This is a genomic window from Bacillus sp. NTK071 (genome assembly GCF_017303315.1).
Lineage (GTDB): Bacteria > Bacillota > Bacilli > Bacillales > Guptibacillaceae > Guptibacillus.
Genome location: NZ_JAFKOI010000002.1, coordinates 545028 through 561518 on the forward strand (window position 1 = coordinate 545028; position 16491 = coordinate 561518).

The window sequence follows — 16491 nt, forward strand, 5'->3', positions numbered from 1 at the left end:
TCACCATTTCGTTCACAGGCTGCACTCATGGTTAGAAGGGTTTTAACAACACTAAACATTCCATTCTAAACAAAGAAAAGAGGCAGAACTCCTGCCTCTTCATCCTATCATATTCTTTTTTAAAAACCTACTTTGTTAACGTCTACAGGTCTAGTTACTGGCTCGGAAAGACTTTTTCCTGATTCGTCTACTACTTCAGCATTACCATCTACTGTGATGGATACTTCTTCAACATTTGTTTGCTCTGTTAGTGAAAGAACAAGTGTATTTAAAAGTTCTTTCTCAAGTACTTTATCTTCTGCTCCAGTTAATATCGCATCATTAAAATCTAGCGTTAACAGCCCATCTTCCTCCTTAGCATTAAGCAGCTTCACATCTTTAGAAAATTGTGTGAAGAGTCCTGAATGAACAGGAGGACCTTCCATCAACCCTTTAAGTACACCTTTCACATCATTTGATACGCCTTCCATTCGCTTCGTAACAGGTACATAATAGGAGTAATCATCACTTTGTGCCATGAAATATACTGTTACATCTTCACTATTTGAAACATCAACGACATTACCCATCTCATGGTTTATCCCATTCGCTCGGCTGAAGCTTTCGCCAATTGGTGTACCGTTAACAGGCATTTCTGTTTGATCGTACCCATTTATTTGAATTTTCACCTTTTCTACTCCTTCAAACTGCGTAAGCGTCCAAGTTACAGCTTCTAAGATTTGCTTTTCATTCTCAGCTGCATAGTCTTTAAACTCTTTGGAGAAGTCAACGACAAGAGTATGATCCATTTGATCAATTCCTTGTACGACAGTTCCAGCTGGCAAAACAGCTTGGAATCCATTAGGAAGCATTTCGGTAACTGGTCCATCAACAACCAGGTACTCAAGAGCCTGTTTCGCTGCACCTTCTACTGCAGGTAATTGAACCGTTTGTGGAACGACCATTCCATTTGCATCAAGAAGATAAAGCTGACGAGTTGTCATACCCGTTGTCTCATCAGTTGCTTCCTCTCCCTCTGCATCTTCTGCACTGCTCTCTTCTTTCACTGCCCCAGTATCCTTATCATCAAGCTGCTTTCCTTGATCTACATAATCGACTTTAGGTGGATCAATTTCTTTAAGCGTCTTTTCAAATCCAAATCCACATCCTGATATTGTTAATAAGAATGAAAGCACCATTATGATAAATCCAATTCCACGTAAACGCATAGCTATCCCTCCCCGGATGGTTTGTACTACCATTTATACGAGTTATATAAGAATTTATACCAGAGGAATGAGAATAACTTGGCTTATCATTACTTAAGTGTGAGTCTTAGAGAGATTAGTGAGAGGTTTCGCTCAATTTAAAAATGATTTTATTATACAAACACTCTTTCAAAAACAATATTTTATTTGAATAGTGCCTAACAAAAAAAGCTCTAGTCCATGGACTAGAGCTTTATTTGTTCAACTTTTACTACTGGATAATCAAGCCAGTGGGTTGCAATTCTCGTGAAATTATCAATGGATCCGGTCGTTAAAAACGTATGGGAAGGCTTTTCATCACCTGTATACAAAAGAGAGCTATATTCTAAGATTCCACTTACCTCATATGCGGTTTCATCGCCTGAACAGATAATAGAAGTGCTTTCTCCCATAACGCATTGGATAACGGGTTCTAATAAAGGATAATGAGTGCACCCAAGTATTAGTGTATCAATGCCTTTGTTGACCAAAGGAGCAAGAGTTGTTTTAACAGTTTCGTATGTTTCTATGCTGTCAAGATTTCCTGTTTCAACAAGTGGAACAAATGGTGGACAGGCTAAACTTTCTACTCGAATATCATTATTAATGGCTTTTAGAGATTTCTCATATGCACCACTTTTAATTGTGCCTGAAGTTCCTATGACACCTATATATCGATTTGTCGTTTCTTTTAAAGCACTCCTTGCACCAGGATGTATAACACCACGGACGGGAATGTCGAGCTGTTCTTGAATTTCATTCAAAACCACTGCCGTAGCCGTATTGCACGCAATAATTAACATTTTAATTTGGTATTGTTCAAGGAGGTAATTCGTCATTTCCCATGTATACTGACTAACTTCTGAAGAAGTTCTTGGTCCATATGGACATCTCGCTGTATCACCAATGTATACAATTTCTTCTTTTGGTAGCTGTCTCATGATCTCTCTTGCTACAGTTAATCCACCAACACCTGAATCAATAACCCCTATTGGTTTCTTCAAAACATTTCGCCTCTCTAATTACGGGTCCAGTTAGTTCTTTTGCATCTCTTCATAAAGCAAATGTAAACTCTCTTCAAGAGCCTTTACTTGATCACCTGAAAATTTCTGTGTGATCTTATCCAAATAGACCTGTCTTTTGTGAATAACTTTCTTAATGATCTCATTTCCCTTATCTAATATATGAATTCGAACGACTCGTCTGTCGTTTGGGTCTTTCACTCTTTTAACTAATTCTGTTTTTTCCATTCTGTCAACAAGATCGGTCGTTGTACTACATGCTAAGTACATTTTATTAGAAAGCTCGCCAATGGTTAAATCACCATATTCTGAAAGCCATTGAAGTGCAAGAAATTGAGGAGGTGTAATTGAGAATTCACTCAGAAGTTCACGTCCATTCTGCTTAATAATACCTGCGACCATCCGCAGTGATTTCTCTATATCAACGATGGATGCTGGTTCTCTTGTTAATTCTTCAGGCATCTAGTCTCCCCCTTATTATGTCTTACTATCTATTTTGATTGTAAGTGACTCGAAATGCAAGAGTATACACTTCACTAAAAAGATGTCAGATATGGATACCTGTTACCTCTTATAAAACATGTTGAGCATGGTCTGTTTTCGTAAATATTTTGTGATAAAAGTAGTAGTTGATTTCCGCTCCAATCAACTATGAAGTAAGTTTTAAACAAAAAACCTTAAATCTTTAACGCAGTTATCAAAAAAAAGAGCTATAGTTTCCTATAGCTCTTCCGTTGCGAAATGCTCTGTTACATAAGCAATCACTTCTTCGTTCGTTGCGAACGAAAGAATATGATCGATGTGAGAAGAGATTTCTTCTTTAGATAACTTTGTCATTTGGCTTCTTGCAGGCAGAATAGAAGTTGCACTCATACTGAACTCATCAAGACCTAGTCCAAGTAGGATTGGAATGGCGATTTGATCCCCAGCCATTTCTCCACACATACCAGCCCATTTGCCTTCTTTATGAGCTGCATCAATAACCATCTTTACAAGACGCAAGATCGCAGGGTTATATGGTTGATATAAGTATGAAACTTTTTGGTTCATACGATCAGCCGCCATTGTGTACTGAATAAGGTCATTTGTTCCAACACTAAAGAAATCAACTTCTTTAGCAAAAACATCGGCCATTGCAGCCGTAGCTGGAATTTCAACCATCATTCCTACTTCAATGTCTTCTGAAACTTCAATACCTTCCCCAATAAGCTCTTCCTTAACCGAAAGAAGCATTTCTTTCGCCTGACGGAATTCTCCAACAGTCGCAATCATAGGGAACATGACTTTCAAGTTACCATACACACTTGCACGAAGCAGTGCACGCAACTGAGTGCGGAAAATTTCAGTTTCTTCCAAGCAAAGACGAATGGCTCTAAATCCAAGGAATGGATTCATTTCTTTTGGAAGGTTTAAGTAAGGAAGTTCTTTATCTCCACCAATATCAAGAGTTCTGATAACGACTGGTTTACCGTCCATCTTTTGTAGTACTTCTTTATATGAATTAAATTGCTCTTCTTCTGTAGGCAATTCATTTCTACCCATATAAAGGAATTCTGTACGGTAAAGGCCTACACCTTCGCCACCATTCTCAAGAACACCTTTTACGTCTTCAGGAGTACCAATGTTTGCAGCAAGTTCAACGTGCTTCTCGTCTTTAGTGGTTGTTGGCTCATTAACAAGCTTCGCCCACTCTTGCTTTTTGGCTTGGAAGTGTTCTTTTTTCTTAGTGTATTGAGCGATTTCTTCTTCAGAAGGATCAACAATGACGTTACCATCGATACCATCAATGATAATTATTTTTCCTTCAACATCTTCAGAAGTAATGGTCTTTGTTCCTACCACTGCAGGAATTTCCATAGATCTAGCCATGATTGCAGAGTGAGACGTTCTGCCACCAATGTCTGTTGCAAATCCTTTAACAAACTGCTTGTTAAGCTGAGCAGTATCAGAAGGTGTTAAATCTTCAGCAAGCACGATTACTTCATCCGTAATTGCTCCAGGAGAAGTAAATGTCACGCCAAGTAAATGAGCTAGAACACGTTTAGAAACATCACGGATATCTGCCGCACGTTCCTTCATGTATTCGTTATCCATATTTTCAAACATGCTAATAAACATATTGGAAACGTCGCTCATTGCGCTCTCAGCATTCACTTTTTCATTATTCACTTTGTCTTTAACCGCATTTAACAACTCTGGATCAGATAAAACGAGAAGATGAGCAGCGAAAATCGCTGCTTTATCTTCTCCGAGCTGTTCATTGGCGTGATTCTTAATAACTTCAAGTTCTTCTTTTGCAGTGTGTACAGCCGCTTCAAAACGTTCGATTTCTGCACCAGCATCGGTAATTGTCTTTTGTTCAATTTCAAGTGCTGGGTTTTCGAGAACGAATGCTTTAGCGATCGCGATTCCGGCAGAAGCGCCAATTCCAGTCAGTTGGTTAGACATTACTTGCCTAGACCTTCGTTTTCCATTACTTCAGTTAGTCCTGCAATCGCATCGTCAGCATCTGATCCTTCTGCTTTGATTGTGATTTCAGAGTTTTGTTGGATACCAAGGCTCATAACACCCATGATTGATTTAAGGTTTACAGACTTTCCATTATAATCAAGCGTTACATCAGAGCTATATTGACCTGCTTTGTTTACTAGAGCTGTTGCTGGACGTGCATGAATTCCTGATTCGCTTGTTACTGTGAAATTTTTCTCTGCCATTTTTAATTCCCTCTTTCAAATTTTATATTTTTATTTTGATATCGTAATAATATCTTTGTCTTCCCGAGAAACGTTACCTTCTTTAGCAAGATCAATTGTTTCTCCATCTTCAAGGTTCGTAAACACGATCGGGGTAATGGTCGATGTTGCATTTTCTTTAATAAAGGCTAAATCAACTTTCATAAGCTTTTGTCCTTGCTTAATTTCATCGCCTTCGCTAATGAACACCTCGAAGCCTTCACCTTTGAGGTTAACCGTATCGATTCCAACATGTATTAGAATCTCACGGCCATTGACAGACTCAATACCAATTGCGTGCTTAGTTGGGAACACATTCATTATTTTGCCATCAACCGGTGCGACAATCAAGCCATCAGTTGGCTCAATCGCAAAACCGTCACCCATCATTTTACCAGAGAAGACTTGATCCGGCACTTCTGTAATAGACATGATTTTACCTTCGATTGGAGCAATGAGGTGGTCCTCACCTTTAGTACCTGCTGATTGATCAGGCTTCTCTTCTTTTTGCTGATCTTGAAGAGGTTTTGGTGTTTTGCCACTAATGATATCAGCAATTTGTCCTTTCAAACCATCAGACTGGGTACCGAAAATTGCTTGAATGTTATTCCCAACTTCCATAACACCCGCTGCACCAAGACGTTGTAAGCGCTTCTTATCTACTTCACCTTTATCAGCAACTGAAACACGAAGACGAGTAATACATGCATCTAGATTCGTGATATTACTTTCGCCACCAAGTGCTTGAAGAACGTTATAAGCTAAAGCAGTGTTTTCTTGTCCATCATCAGCAATTTCGTCTTCTTCGTCTTCTTCACGACCAGGTGTCATCAAGTTAAACTTACGGATCGCAAATCTGAAACCGAAGTAATAAATAACAGCAAATGCTAATCCTACTGGAATAACGAGCCACCATGCTGTTCTTCCTTGTAGAACTCCGAAGAGAAGGAAATCAATTACCCCACCAGAGAATGTCATACCAATTTTAACGTCAAGCAAAGCCATTGTCATAAATGAAAGACCTGCAAAGATCGCATGGATACCGAAAAGTACTGGTGCTACGAATAGGAACGAAAACTCAATTGGTTCTGTAATACCTGTTAAGAATGATGTAAGTGCAGCCGATCCCATGATACCTGCTACAACAGCTTTTTTCTCAGGACGTGCTTCGTGATAAATCGCAAGAGCTGCAGCTGGAAGACCGAACATCATGAATGGGAATTTACCAGTCATGAATGTACCTGCAGTAAGCTCAGCACCATCTTTTAACTGTTCAAAGAATATCTTCTGATCTCCTCGAATAATTTCACCAGCGGCATTTGTATATTGACCAAATTCAAACCAGAATGGTGAATAGAAAATGTGGTGAAGACCAAATGGAATTAGTGAACGTTCAATAACACCAAATACAAATGCAGCAAGTGCTGGGTTTGCATCAAGCATATTATGTGAGAATGCATTTAAGCCGGCTTGAATAGGTGGCCATACAAAAATCATAATCACACCTAGAATTAAAGCTGAAACCGCTGTCGCGATTGGTACAAAGCGCTTACCAGCAAAGAAACCTAGGTATTGAGGAAGTTGAATATTATAATACCGTTTATACATGTACGAGGCAAGAATACCGACTATAATTCCTCCGAACACTCCCGTTTGAAGCGTAGGAATACCGAGTACATTTGCATATGATGCGCTTTCAGCTACTTGATCAGCAGATACTCCTTGAAGCACACCCATCGTAATATTCATGACCAAGAATCCTACAATGGCTGCTAGACCTGCAACTCCGTCTCCGTCTGACAAGCCAATTGCTACACCAACTGCGAATAATAGAGCAAGGTTAGCAAATACAATTCCTCCAGATTCCTCCATAACGGTAGCAAGAAGCTGGAACCATTCAGCTGACATGAATGGTAATTTCTCAAGTAAAGTTGGGTTTTGAAAAGCATTACCAAAACCTAGTAACAATCCTGCTGCTGGCAAAATTGCTACTGGAAGCATTAGTGCTTTACCAACTCTTTGTAAAACCCCAAAAGCGTTTTTAAACATGTCTTTTCCTCCTTTTATTTTCCCCCAAAATCATTCTCCATATAAAAAAGGCATGAGTGGACGGTATGACAATACAATTAGGATATACTATACCCCAACACAGGATTGTCATTCCGGTTTCACTCATGCCTGATCGTATCAGTAACACGTTACCGTAAATTATTATATTAATTAGGAGAAAGCCTTTGCAAGTGCATTGTTAAGTAAACTGCTTCTGCATCTGGAAACTTCGTCTGAAGCTCCTTTTGCATAATTTTAATCAACTTCCATGACAGATTATAGCACAAGGGATATTCTTCTTTCAAGACTTTTTCTAACCTTTCATGTGCCTCTACAGGTTGGTTAAGCTCACTTCTTTCAATCGCATGTCGTAAATGCCGAACAAGACGTAAATAATCAATGCCAGTACGGCTGACTTTAACCTTTAAAGACTCTTCGATAACAGATACCAGACGATTAATTAATGCCGAATATTTACTCAGTTCAGTAATGCTTCGATTCGTAACAGCGCTATGGATATGCAACGCTACAAAACCGATCTCCCCCTCGGGAAGTTCGACATCTAGTTTATGATTCAATAATTGAATCACTTCTTCAGCAATGGTGTATTCTTTCGGATACATGGTCTGTGTTTCAATAAGGAATGGGTTCTTTACTCCAAGACCCTGTTGAAGACGTTTAATTGCAAACGATAGATGATCAGTTAAAGCAATATGAATATGTTCGTCAAAATCAGCATCCAACTTTTCGCTGATTACATAGATCACTTCATTCATGACACCAATAAAAGACTCAGACACATGAGGCACTAGAAGCTTGTACTGTTCCTGTTCAGACTTGTCTACAAGAACAAAATACTTATCTACCTTAGTATCATCCAATGTTTCGCCCTGCTTTTGATTGAAGCCTATGCCTTTCCCCGTGAGCACCACTTCATTATCTTGCTCTGTTAAGGCGATAACGACGTTATTATTTAGAATTTTTTTTATTTTAAATGAAGCATTCATTTACAAGTTCCCCTCATTAAACCGGTTTCATTTATGATTACGAACGTATTAATAATAGTAAATAAAAAATGGAACGTCAATGAGAAAAGGTTCCACCTGTTTGGAAAACAAGAGATTTAAAGTTTTTATTTTCCAACAATGTTATATTCCGATCATTTAAGACGTTGATTATATGGTAAATAGTTTACTATCAACTTTGAAATATAGATAGGTATATGCTTTGATTTCTTCATTATAAAATATTTAAACTTTTCGTAAAGCTATAAAGGTAGTGGTTAATTTCCGCTACAGGATGCTCGCTTTCCGCGGGGCGGGCGAGCATTCTTCCGCTCCAATTAGCGTAGTCAGGTTCTTTTAAGAATATCCTTTCAAAACAACAATCTTTTAGAAAAGAGCCAATAAAATAAAAAGACCGGCTTAAAATCAGCCGGCACTTCTATATTTCTAACTCTCCCAGACGAAGCAATTCAACAACAGCCTGGGAACGCCCCTTTACCCCCAGCTTTTGCATCGTATTGGAAATATGGTTACGAACTGTTTTTTCGCTGATAAACAGTTCTTCCGCTATTTCTCTTGTTGTTTTATCTTGAACTAGCAATTCGAAAACTTCTCTTTCTCGTTTTGTTAATAGTGGCTTTGGTCGGTAGTGGTTCCCTTTCAACATTCCACCCTCCTCGATAGGGCAACAAAGCAACTTCAGCTGAAATTATATAGTCCATACAATATATGATTCTTAAGCATACGTGTTACAGTATATAGCAAAGTCTTTTAAAACGTTTGAAGCAACCAATGATGACAGGCTTCGTGTTCTTTCATCATTTCCTGAGAAATAACCAAGAATGCTAGCTATTATGTACAAAAAAAAGACCCCCGTATGGGGGATCTTCTTATCTAGCGGTCACTTCCAAAGAAGTTCTTAAATGTTTGAAGAGATGTTGCACGATTCATAGCAGCAATTGATGTAGTCAATGGAATTCCTTTTGGACATGACTGCACACAGTTCTGTGAGTTACCGCAGTTGGCAAGTCCTCCCTCATCCATTAAACCTTCAAGTCGTTCTTCTTTATTCATTGCACCTGTAGGATGTGCGTTAAACAAGCGAACTTGTGATACAGCTGCAGGTCCAATAAACTCAGATCGGCTATTTACATTAGGACATGCTTCCAAACAAACACCGCAAGTCATACATTTTGAAAGTTCATATGCCCACTGTCGCTTATTTTCAGGCATTCTTGGTCCCGGACCAAGATCATAAGTACCATCAATTGGGATCCAAGCTTTCACCTTTTTAAGAGCGTCGAACATTCTGCTTCGATCTACTGCAAGGTCACGAACGACAGGAAATGTTGTCATTGGCTCTAGGCGAATAGGCTGCTCAAGTTGATCGACAAGCGCTGTACATGATTGACGAGGCTTGCCGTTAATAACCATTGAACAAGCACCGCATACTTCTTCTAGGCAACCCATTTCCCACACAACCGGTGATGTTTTCTCACCTTTTGCATTTACAGGATTGCGTCGTATTTCCATTAGTGCAGAAATGACATTCATATTTTGGCGGTATGGAATTGTGAATGTTTCTTCATATGGGGCAGATTCAGGTCCATCCTGTCTTTTAATCTTCAGCGTTACTGTACGTTCTTCACTCATTACTTTTTCCCCGCTTTCTTCTTCGAATAATCGCGTTTACGAGGTGTAATTAATGATGTATCTACTTCTTCATAGTAAAACTCTGGTTTGTTGTTAACTGCATCGTATTTCGCCATAGTCGTTTTAAGCCAATCTTCATCATTACGATCTGGGAATTCAGGTTTGTAATGAGCTCCACGGCTTTCATTTCGATTAAGAGCACCAATTGTAATGACTCTTGCGAGCTGAAGCATGTTTGAAAGCTGTCGAGTAAATGACGCTCCCTGATTACTCCATTTAGACGTATCATTAATATTGATATTCTCGTAACGCTCCATTAACTCTTGAATTTTTTCATCGGTTTCTCGAAGCTTCTCGTTATCTCTTACAACAGTAACATTTGCAGTCATCCACTCACCAAGTTCTTTATGAATCTGGTATGCGTTTTCTGTTCCATCCATTTTCATTATCGCATCTTGTTTGGACTGCTCTTCCTGCTGATGCTTCTCAAATAGTGTTGATGATAAATCTTCAACAGTTTCTTCAAGACCGTTAATATATTCAACCGCGTTCGGGCCAGCGACCATTCCTCCATAAATAGAAGAAAGTAGCGAGTTTGCTCCAAGACGATTTCCACCATGTTGAGAATAATCACATTCACCAGCTGCAAACAATCCTGGAATATTCGTTTGCTGGTTGAAGTCAACCCATAGACCACCCATAGAATAGTGAACAGCAGGGAAGATTTTCATCGGTACTTTACGAGGATCATCTCCCATGAATTTCTCATAAATTTCAATGATTCCGCCAAGTTTAACATCAAGCTCTTTAGAGTCTTTATGGGAAAGATCAAGGTAAACCATATTTTCGCCATTGATTCCAAGCTTTTGACGTACACAAACATCAAAAATCTCTCTCGTTGCAATATCTCGTGGAACGAGGTTACCGTATGCAGGATATTTTTCTTCAAGGAAATACCATGGTTTACCGTCTTTGTAAGTCCAAACACGTCCGCCTTCCCCACGCGCAGATTCACTCATAAGACGTAGCTTATCATCCCCAGGAATAGCAGTAGGGTGGATTTGAATGAACTCACCATTCGAGTATATCGCTCCCTGCTTATACAGTGCACCAGCTGCTGAACCAGTATTAATAACAGAATTCGTGCTTTTACCAAAGATGATTCCAGGGCCGCCAGTTGCCATAATAACAGCGTCTGCTTCAAAGCTACGAATTTCAGATGTCGTAAGATTTTCACCTACAACACCGCGACATACGCCATCATCATCAAGAATTGCGGATAGGAATTCCCATCCTTCATATTTCGTTACAAGTCCAGCGACTTCATGTCTACGTACCTGTTCATCTAATGCATAAAGTAACTGCTGTCCTGTTGTTGCCCCTGCAAATGCAGTACGGTGGTGCTGTGTACCACCAAAGCGTCGGAAGTCTAGTAGGCCTTCAGGCGTTCTATTGAACATAACCCCCATACGGTCCATCAAATGAATGATACCAGGTGCGGCATCACACATAGCTTTTACTGGAGGTTGGTTAGCAAGAAAGTCTCCTCCATAAACTGTATCATCAAAGTGTTCCCAGGGAGAATCCCCTTCACCTTTGGTATTAACAGCTCCATTAATTCCCCCCTGTGCACAAACAGAGTGAGATCGTTTAACTGGTACGATGGAAAGCAAGTCTACATTCATTCCGGCTTCTGCCGCTTTGATCGTTGCCATTAACCCGGCAAGACCGCCTCCAACGATTACTAATTTACCTTTACTCATAAGAACGGTTCCCCCTTAAATGCTGGCTCTGTCTGGAGTATTATGTATCCAGACTTGGTGGTGAAGACTGTTCGGTTTCTTATACGAATGCAAATAATGCGCGAATTCCAACGACTGATAGTGCAAGGAAAATAATCATTGTCACATATGTCATTGCACGTTGTGATTTCGGTGTTACTGTTAAGCCCCAGCTTACGAAGAATGACCATAAACCATTCGCAAAGTGGAATACAGTACCTACAACACCAACGATGTAAAAGATCATCATGCCTGGGTTTGATAGAATATCAGCCATCATTTGGTAGTTAACTTCGGCTCCCATAGCAGCTTGTATTCTAGTTTGCCAAACGTGCCATGTTACAAAAATAAGAACGATCACACCAGATATCCGCTGCAAATAAAACATCCAATTGCGTAAATAGCCATAAGTACTTACGTTATTTTTGGATTGAAATGCGATAAAAACACCATATATCGCATGGAATAAGAGCGGTAAGAAAATAACGAAAATTTCTAATAGATAACGATAAGGTAGGCTTTCCATGAAATGCGCTGCTGCATTAAAGTCCTCTGGCCCTCTTGTTGCGAAGTAGTTTACAGTTAGATGTTGCGTAACATAGAGTCCGAGTGGAATAACCCCTAGAAGCGAATGCAATTTTCGGCTTACAAAGTCTCGACTTGCGGCCATGTTTTGTGTGTCCCCCTTTTAAGTTGTTAAGCTACCATCTGTCAGTGCATTTTTCTACAATAGAAGTCTTTGCATGCACAGAAATCATCGCTTTCTGTCGATTAAATTGTGACATAACCATTGTACTCCCATCATTTAGGACCGTCAAGAAAACGCGTACATTCAGATTTTTCAAAAACTCTTTACAAGACTTCAATTTGTCACAATTGAATGCGCTTTAATTTCTTCAATTTCTATCTATCGTGCTATGGAGGATTCCGCTTCTAAACGTTATAATTATAGCAGACAAGCTAGGAGGAATTTATGTTTAAGAAGCGTACAAACACGATCGACTATAGTCATGAAGTAGAAACAACAGCTTTTGGGTATGAATTCTTCAGGGAGATTCTTCTTCCTGAGCTTTTAGGGAATGAACAGCCAGCCGTCCTTTACTGGACAGGCAAAGAGATGGCAAGACAATTTCCTCTCTCTTCTAAAGAAGAAATAATGGATTTCTTTAAGAATGCAAGTTGGGGCACGCTCTTAGTTCAACAGGAAAAAAAGAATGAAATCACCTTCTTGCTCCAATCACCATTAATTACTGAACGAAAGAATACGACCCGCATCTCCTGTTATCAGCTAGAAGCTGGATTTATATCTGAGCAGTATCAAAACATGCTTAAATGTATAACAGAAGCCTATGAAACTGACAAAAAAAATGAGATTCAGTTCACAGTTAAATGGGATCCAAAAGACAAAATAGAATAAAAGGGAGACCCAATGTGGTCTCCCTTTTGTTCGTTAAACTTGTTGAACTGGCTTTCTTTCGTCTAATTGGAATTTATCATGAAGTGATTCAATTGCGTAAATCATCTTATCTTGTGGCACAATTGTCGAGACTTTAATTTCAGACGTACTGACCATCTTAATTTCAATACCTTGTTCAGACAGTACTTCAAACATCTGGGCAGCGACACCAGGGTTTGAGATCATTCCTGATCCTACAATTGATACTTTAGCTAAATCAGACTCATGGAAAATATTCTCATATGGCAGTTTAACTTTAATTCGATGTAGGACATCCAATGTTAACTCAAGAGAGGCAGTTTCAATCGAAAATGAAATGCTTGTCGTATTCTTTTCACTTGTACTCTGGATAATAACATCGACATTAATCCCATTAGACGCTAGTGATGAGAAAAGAGATGGTAGTGTTGTAATCTCATTTGGTAATCCAGAAATTGTTACTTTTGTTACGTTACTTTCAAATGCCAGACCCCTGACGACTAGATTTTGCTCCATTGATGCTACCTCCTCAATTAACGTTCCAGGTTCATTCGTAAAGCTTGAGCGGACCTCAAGCAATATATTGTAATTTTTAGCGAACTCAACCGCTCTTGGATGCAGAACTCCTGCCCCCAGATTGGCTAGTTCAAGCATTTCATCATAAGAAATGGTAGACAATTTCCTTGCTGCCTTTACATAACGAGGATCGGTCGTATAAACACCATCTACATCTGTATAAATTTCACAACGATCTGCCTTAAGAGCTGCAGCAATAGCAACTGCTGTTGTGTCAGACCCACCCCTACCAAGCGTAGCAATATCGTTAGTATCAGTAAGGCCCTGGAATCCTGCAACGATTACAATTTTCCCTTCTGCAAGGTGCTGGTTCATTCTTTTTGCATCGATATCAAGTATTCTCGCATTGCCATGAAACGTTTCTGTCTTTATTCCAGCCTGCCAGCCAGTTAGTGATACCGAATCGTATCCTGCTTCTTGTATTGCCATTGAAAGTAGCGCAGTTGTCACTTGCTCACCAGTTGTTAGAAGCATGTCTAGCTCCCTAGCGGACGGTTTTGTTGTAATTCCCTTAGTTAATCCCACAAGTTCATCGGTTGTTTTCCCCATAGCAGATACGACAGCTACAACTTCGTCTCCTGCATCCACTGCCTCAATGAGTCTTCTTGAGACATTTTTAATCTTTTCTACATCGCCTACAGATGTGCCTCCAAACTTTAATACGCGTAGTCCCACTCTCTCCATCCTTTCTCTCATGTAACTGGTTTCTCACTCTATTTATGCGTTTATAGTACACGCCTCACTAAACAAGAGTTATATGGATATTCGATAAACAGAGATAATCGCCTAATTCTTATTGGCAAAAGTCTCTGTTTTGTTACACTTTATTCTTTTATAAAAAAGGTAATAAAGTATAAAAAAAACAACAATGAGAAAAACCTCACTGTTGTTTTCATAACAAATCCAAGAAAACGTCCCTTTGTGAGATAGTTCTCCATCCAATTCCAGGGCAGGTATTGGATGACAGCCCTACATTTATTCAATGCAGATCCAGCTTCAGACAGATAAGCGTCTTTCCACTTCGGCAAATTCCCCTTTCAGCTCCTGTCGACGAGTCTTATCACTCTTAAGTGAGCTTACTAATGGTTTTTGCGCCTCTACCATCACTTCAACTTTCGAAGTGTGGAACTATTAAATTTCATTCATTATAACGGACTTAGCACAAAGCCGCAACAGGTTGCAGTAAATTAATTCGCTTGATTCTCGAATCTTGCTAGTAATTCCTTTGCAACATTGTGAGGTAAACCGGCTTCTTGCAGTTCATCTATACTTGCTTCTTTCATTTTTTTAATTGATCCAAAATGTTTTAAAAGCATTTTTTTACGCTTCTCTCCAATGCCTGGTATATCATCAAGACTTGACTTAAGCATGGATTTCCCTCGAAGCTGACGATGGAATGTAATCGCAAAACGATGGACTTCATCTTGAATTCGTTGCAAAAGGTAAAATTCTTGACTGTTTCTAGGTAAATAGACACCAACAGGAGGATCGCCAATGAGCAAATGAGACGTTTTATGTTTCTCATCTTTTGTTAAAGAACAAACAGGTATATCAAGGCCAAGTTCATTCTCAAGAACATCTTTTGCAGCTTGAATCTGAGCAATTCCACCATCAATAATTATTAAGTCTGGTAGTGGTCCACTCTCTTTGAGCATTCTTGAGTATCGTCTACGAACAACTTCTTTCATTGATCCGACGTCATTAGGCCCTTCAACCGTTTTAATTTTGTATTTCCGATACTCATTTTTCTTAGGTTTGCCATCCAAAAAAACAACCATGGCAGATACAGGATTTGTACCTTGTATATTAGAATTATCAAATGCTTCTATTCGGAGCGGGGCATCTATACCAAGTTGATTTCCTAAATTCTCAACTGCATCAATTGTTCTCTTCTCGTCACGCTCAATTAGTGAGAATTTCTCATTCAGAGCAATCGTAGCATTTTTCACCGTCAGCTCAACGAGTTCTTTTTTCTTGCCACGCTTCGGTTGATGAACAGGAATATCAAGCAACTCTTGTGCAATCTCTGCATTCACTTGCTGGGGCAATAGCAATTCTTTTGGTTTAGGGTGATTTTTTTGTAGATAAAACTGTCCAAGGTACGTTAAAAAGTCCTCTTCCGCCTCATTATAGAATGGAAACAATGAAACATCTCTTTCAATAAGCTTTCCCTGACGTACAAAAAAGACTTGAACACACATCCACCCTTTATCGTAGCTGTAACCAAAAATATCCCTATCAATTCCATCATTGGATTGAATCTTTTGCACTTCCATTACTTTATCAATATGATACATGAGATCGCGATACTCTTTTGCTCTCTCGAAATCCATATTTTCAGCGGCAAGACCCATTTTCCGCTCGATGTCCTCCTTGACCTCTTGATGGCCACCATTTAAAAAGCGGGTAATACCATCGATCATTTCCTTATTTTGTTCTTTGGTAACATCTTTCACACAAGGTGCAAGACACTGACCAATATGATAATAAAGGCAAACACGGTCAGGCATTTTTCTACATTTCCTTAGCGGATAAAGACGATCCAGCAGCTTCTTTGTTGCACTTGCTGCATATGCATTTGGATATGGACCAAAATATTTTCCTTTATCTTTCTTTATCTTCCTCGTGGTAATTAAACGTGGTTGCTCTTCAGATGTAATTTTAATGTACGGATAGCTTTTATCGTCTTTTAACATGACATTATATTTAGGGTCATGCTTTTTAATTAAATTTAGCTCAAGAATCAGTGCTTCAAGATCCGTGGATGTAACAATATATTCCAGATCGCGAATTTCACTCACTAGACGCTGTGTCTTTCCATCATGGGATCCACTAAAATAAGAACGCACTCTATTTTTAAGAACCTTTGCTTTCCCAACGTAAATAATCGTTCCCTGGCGATCTTTCATTAAGTAGCACCCGGGCTGGTCAGGAAGGATGGCTAGCTTGTTTTTAAGTTGTTGCTCCATGCTGACTCACCTCACTATTTCCTTTAAAGGCGTATCTATGTTCG

At 39.3% G+C, this 16491-nt stretch carries 14 protein-coding genes and 1 riboswitch; of the genes, 1 reads left to right on the top strand and 13 read right to left on the bottom strand.

What is annotated here, in order from left to right; genetic code table 11:
• Positions 1-119 precede the first annotated feature (119 nt).
• From JI666_RS07120 to JI666_RS07170, 11 genes are all read right to left on the bottom strand, one after another.
• Positions 120-1208 carry a GerMN domain-containing protein gene (locus tag JI666_RS07120; protein ID WP_206890165.1) on the bottom strand — a complete coding sequence of 363 codons (1089 nt, stop codon included), beginning with the start codon at positions 1206-1208 and terminating at the stop codon, positions 120-122.
• Positions 1209-1432: 224 nt separating this feature from the next.
• A complete protein-coding gene (gene racE, locus JI666_RS07125; RefSeq protein WP_206890166.1) occupies positions 1433-2230 on the bottom strand; it encodes a glutamate racemase in 798 nt (265 codons plus the stop codon).
• Positions 2231-2260: 30 nt separating this feature from the next.
• A complete protein-coding gene (locus JI666_RS07130; protein WP_206890167.1) occupies positions 2261-2710 on the bottom strand; it encodes a MarR family winged helix-turn-helix transcriptional regulator in 450 nt (149 codons plus the stop codon).
• Positions 2711-2968: 258 nt separating this feature from the next.
• On the bottom strand, positions 2969-4696 hold the full coding sequence (ptsP, locus tag JI666_RS07135; protein WP_206890169.1) for a phosphoenolpyruvate--protein phosphotransferase: 1728 nt from the start codon (positions 4694-4696) through the stop codon (positions 2969-2971).
• Positions 4696-4962, bottom strand: a complete 267-nt coding sequence (locus tag JI666_RS07140) for a phosphocarrier protein HPr (RefSeq protein ID WP_136947743.1) — start codon at positions 4960-4962, stop codon at positions 4696-4698. The genes ptsP and JI666_RS07140 overlap by 1 nt, the downstream gene beginning before the upstream one ends.
• Positions 4963-4992: 30 nt before the next feature.
• A complete protein-coding gene (gene ptsG, locus JI666_RS07145) occupies positions 4993-7029 on the bottom strand; it encodes a glucose-specific PTS transporter subunit IIBC (protein ID WP_206890171.1) in 2037 nt (678 codons plus the stop codon).
• Positions 7030-7196: 167 nt separating this feature from the next.
• On the bottom strand, positions 7197-8036 hold the full coding sequence (gene glcT, locus JI666_RS07150) for a glucose PTS transporter transcription antiterminator GlcT (protein WP_206890173.1): 840 nt from the start codon (positions 8034-8036) through the stop codon (positions 7197-7199).
• Between the two features lie 436 nt (positions 8037-8472).
• Positions 8473-8700 carry a helix-turn-helix domain-containing protein gene (locus JI666_RS07155; protein ID WP_369810531.1) on the bottom strand — a complete coding sequence of 76 codons (228 nt, stop codon included), beginning with the start codon at positions 8698-8700 and terminating at the stop codon, positions 8473-8475.
• 227 nt (positions 8701-8927) lie between these two features.
• Complete coding sequence (sdhB, locus tag JI666_RS07160; protein WP_206890176.1) at positions 8928-9686, bottom strand: succinate dehydrogenase iron-sulfur subunit; 759 nt, start codon at positions 9684-9686, stop codon at positions 8928-8930.
• Positions 9686-11449 carry a succinate dehydrogenase flavoprotein subunit gene (gene sdhA / locus JI666_RS07165; RefSeq protein WP_206890178.1) on the bottom strand — a complete coding sequence of 588 codons (1764 nt, stop codon included), beginning with the start codon at positions 11447-11449 and terminating at the stop codon, positions 9686-9688. Before sdhA ends, sdhB begins: the two co-directional genes overlap by 1 nt.
• Positions 11450-11528: 79 nt before the next feature.
• On the bottom strand, positions 11529-12137 hold the full coding sequence (locus tag JI666_RS07170; RefSeq protein WP_206890180.1) for a succinate dehydrogenase cytochrome b558 subunit: 609 nt from the start codon (positions 12135-12137) through the stop codon (positions 11529-11531).
• A 303-nt stretch (positions 12138-12440) separates the two neighbouring features.
• On the opposite strand from JI666_RS07170, the gene JI666_RS07175 reads away from it, so the two are divergent.
• Positions 12441-12884, top strand: coding sequence for a YslB family protein (locus JI666_RS07175; protein ID WP_206890182.1), 444 nt, complete (start codon positions 12441-12443; stop codon positions 12882-12884).
• A gap of 33 nt (positions 12885-12917) precedes the next feature.
• On the opposite strand, the gene JI666_RS07180 is transcribed toward JI666_RS07175, so the two are convergent.
• On the bottom strand, positions 12918-14153 hold the full coding sequence (locus JI666_RS07180; RefSeq protein WP_206890185.1) for an aspartate kinase: 1236 nt from the start codon (positions 14151-14153) through the stop codon (positions 12918-12920).
• A 244-nt stretch (positions 14154-14397) separates the two neighbouring features.
• A riboswitch (Lysine riboswitch) is annotated at positions 14398-14586 on the bottom strand.
• 79 nt (positions 14587-14665) lie between these two features.
• Positions 14666-16447, bottom strand: a complete 1782-nt coding sequence (uvrC, locus tag JI666_RS07185; RefSeq protein ID WP_206890187.1) for an excinuclease ABC subunit UvrC — start codon at positions 16445-16447, stop codon at positions 14666-14668.
• Positions 16448-16491: the final 44 nt, after the last annotated feature.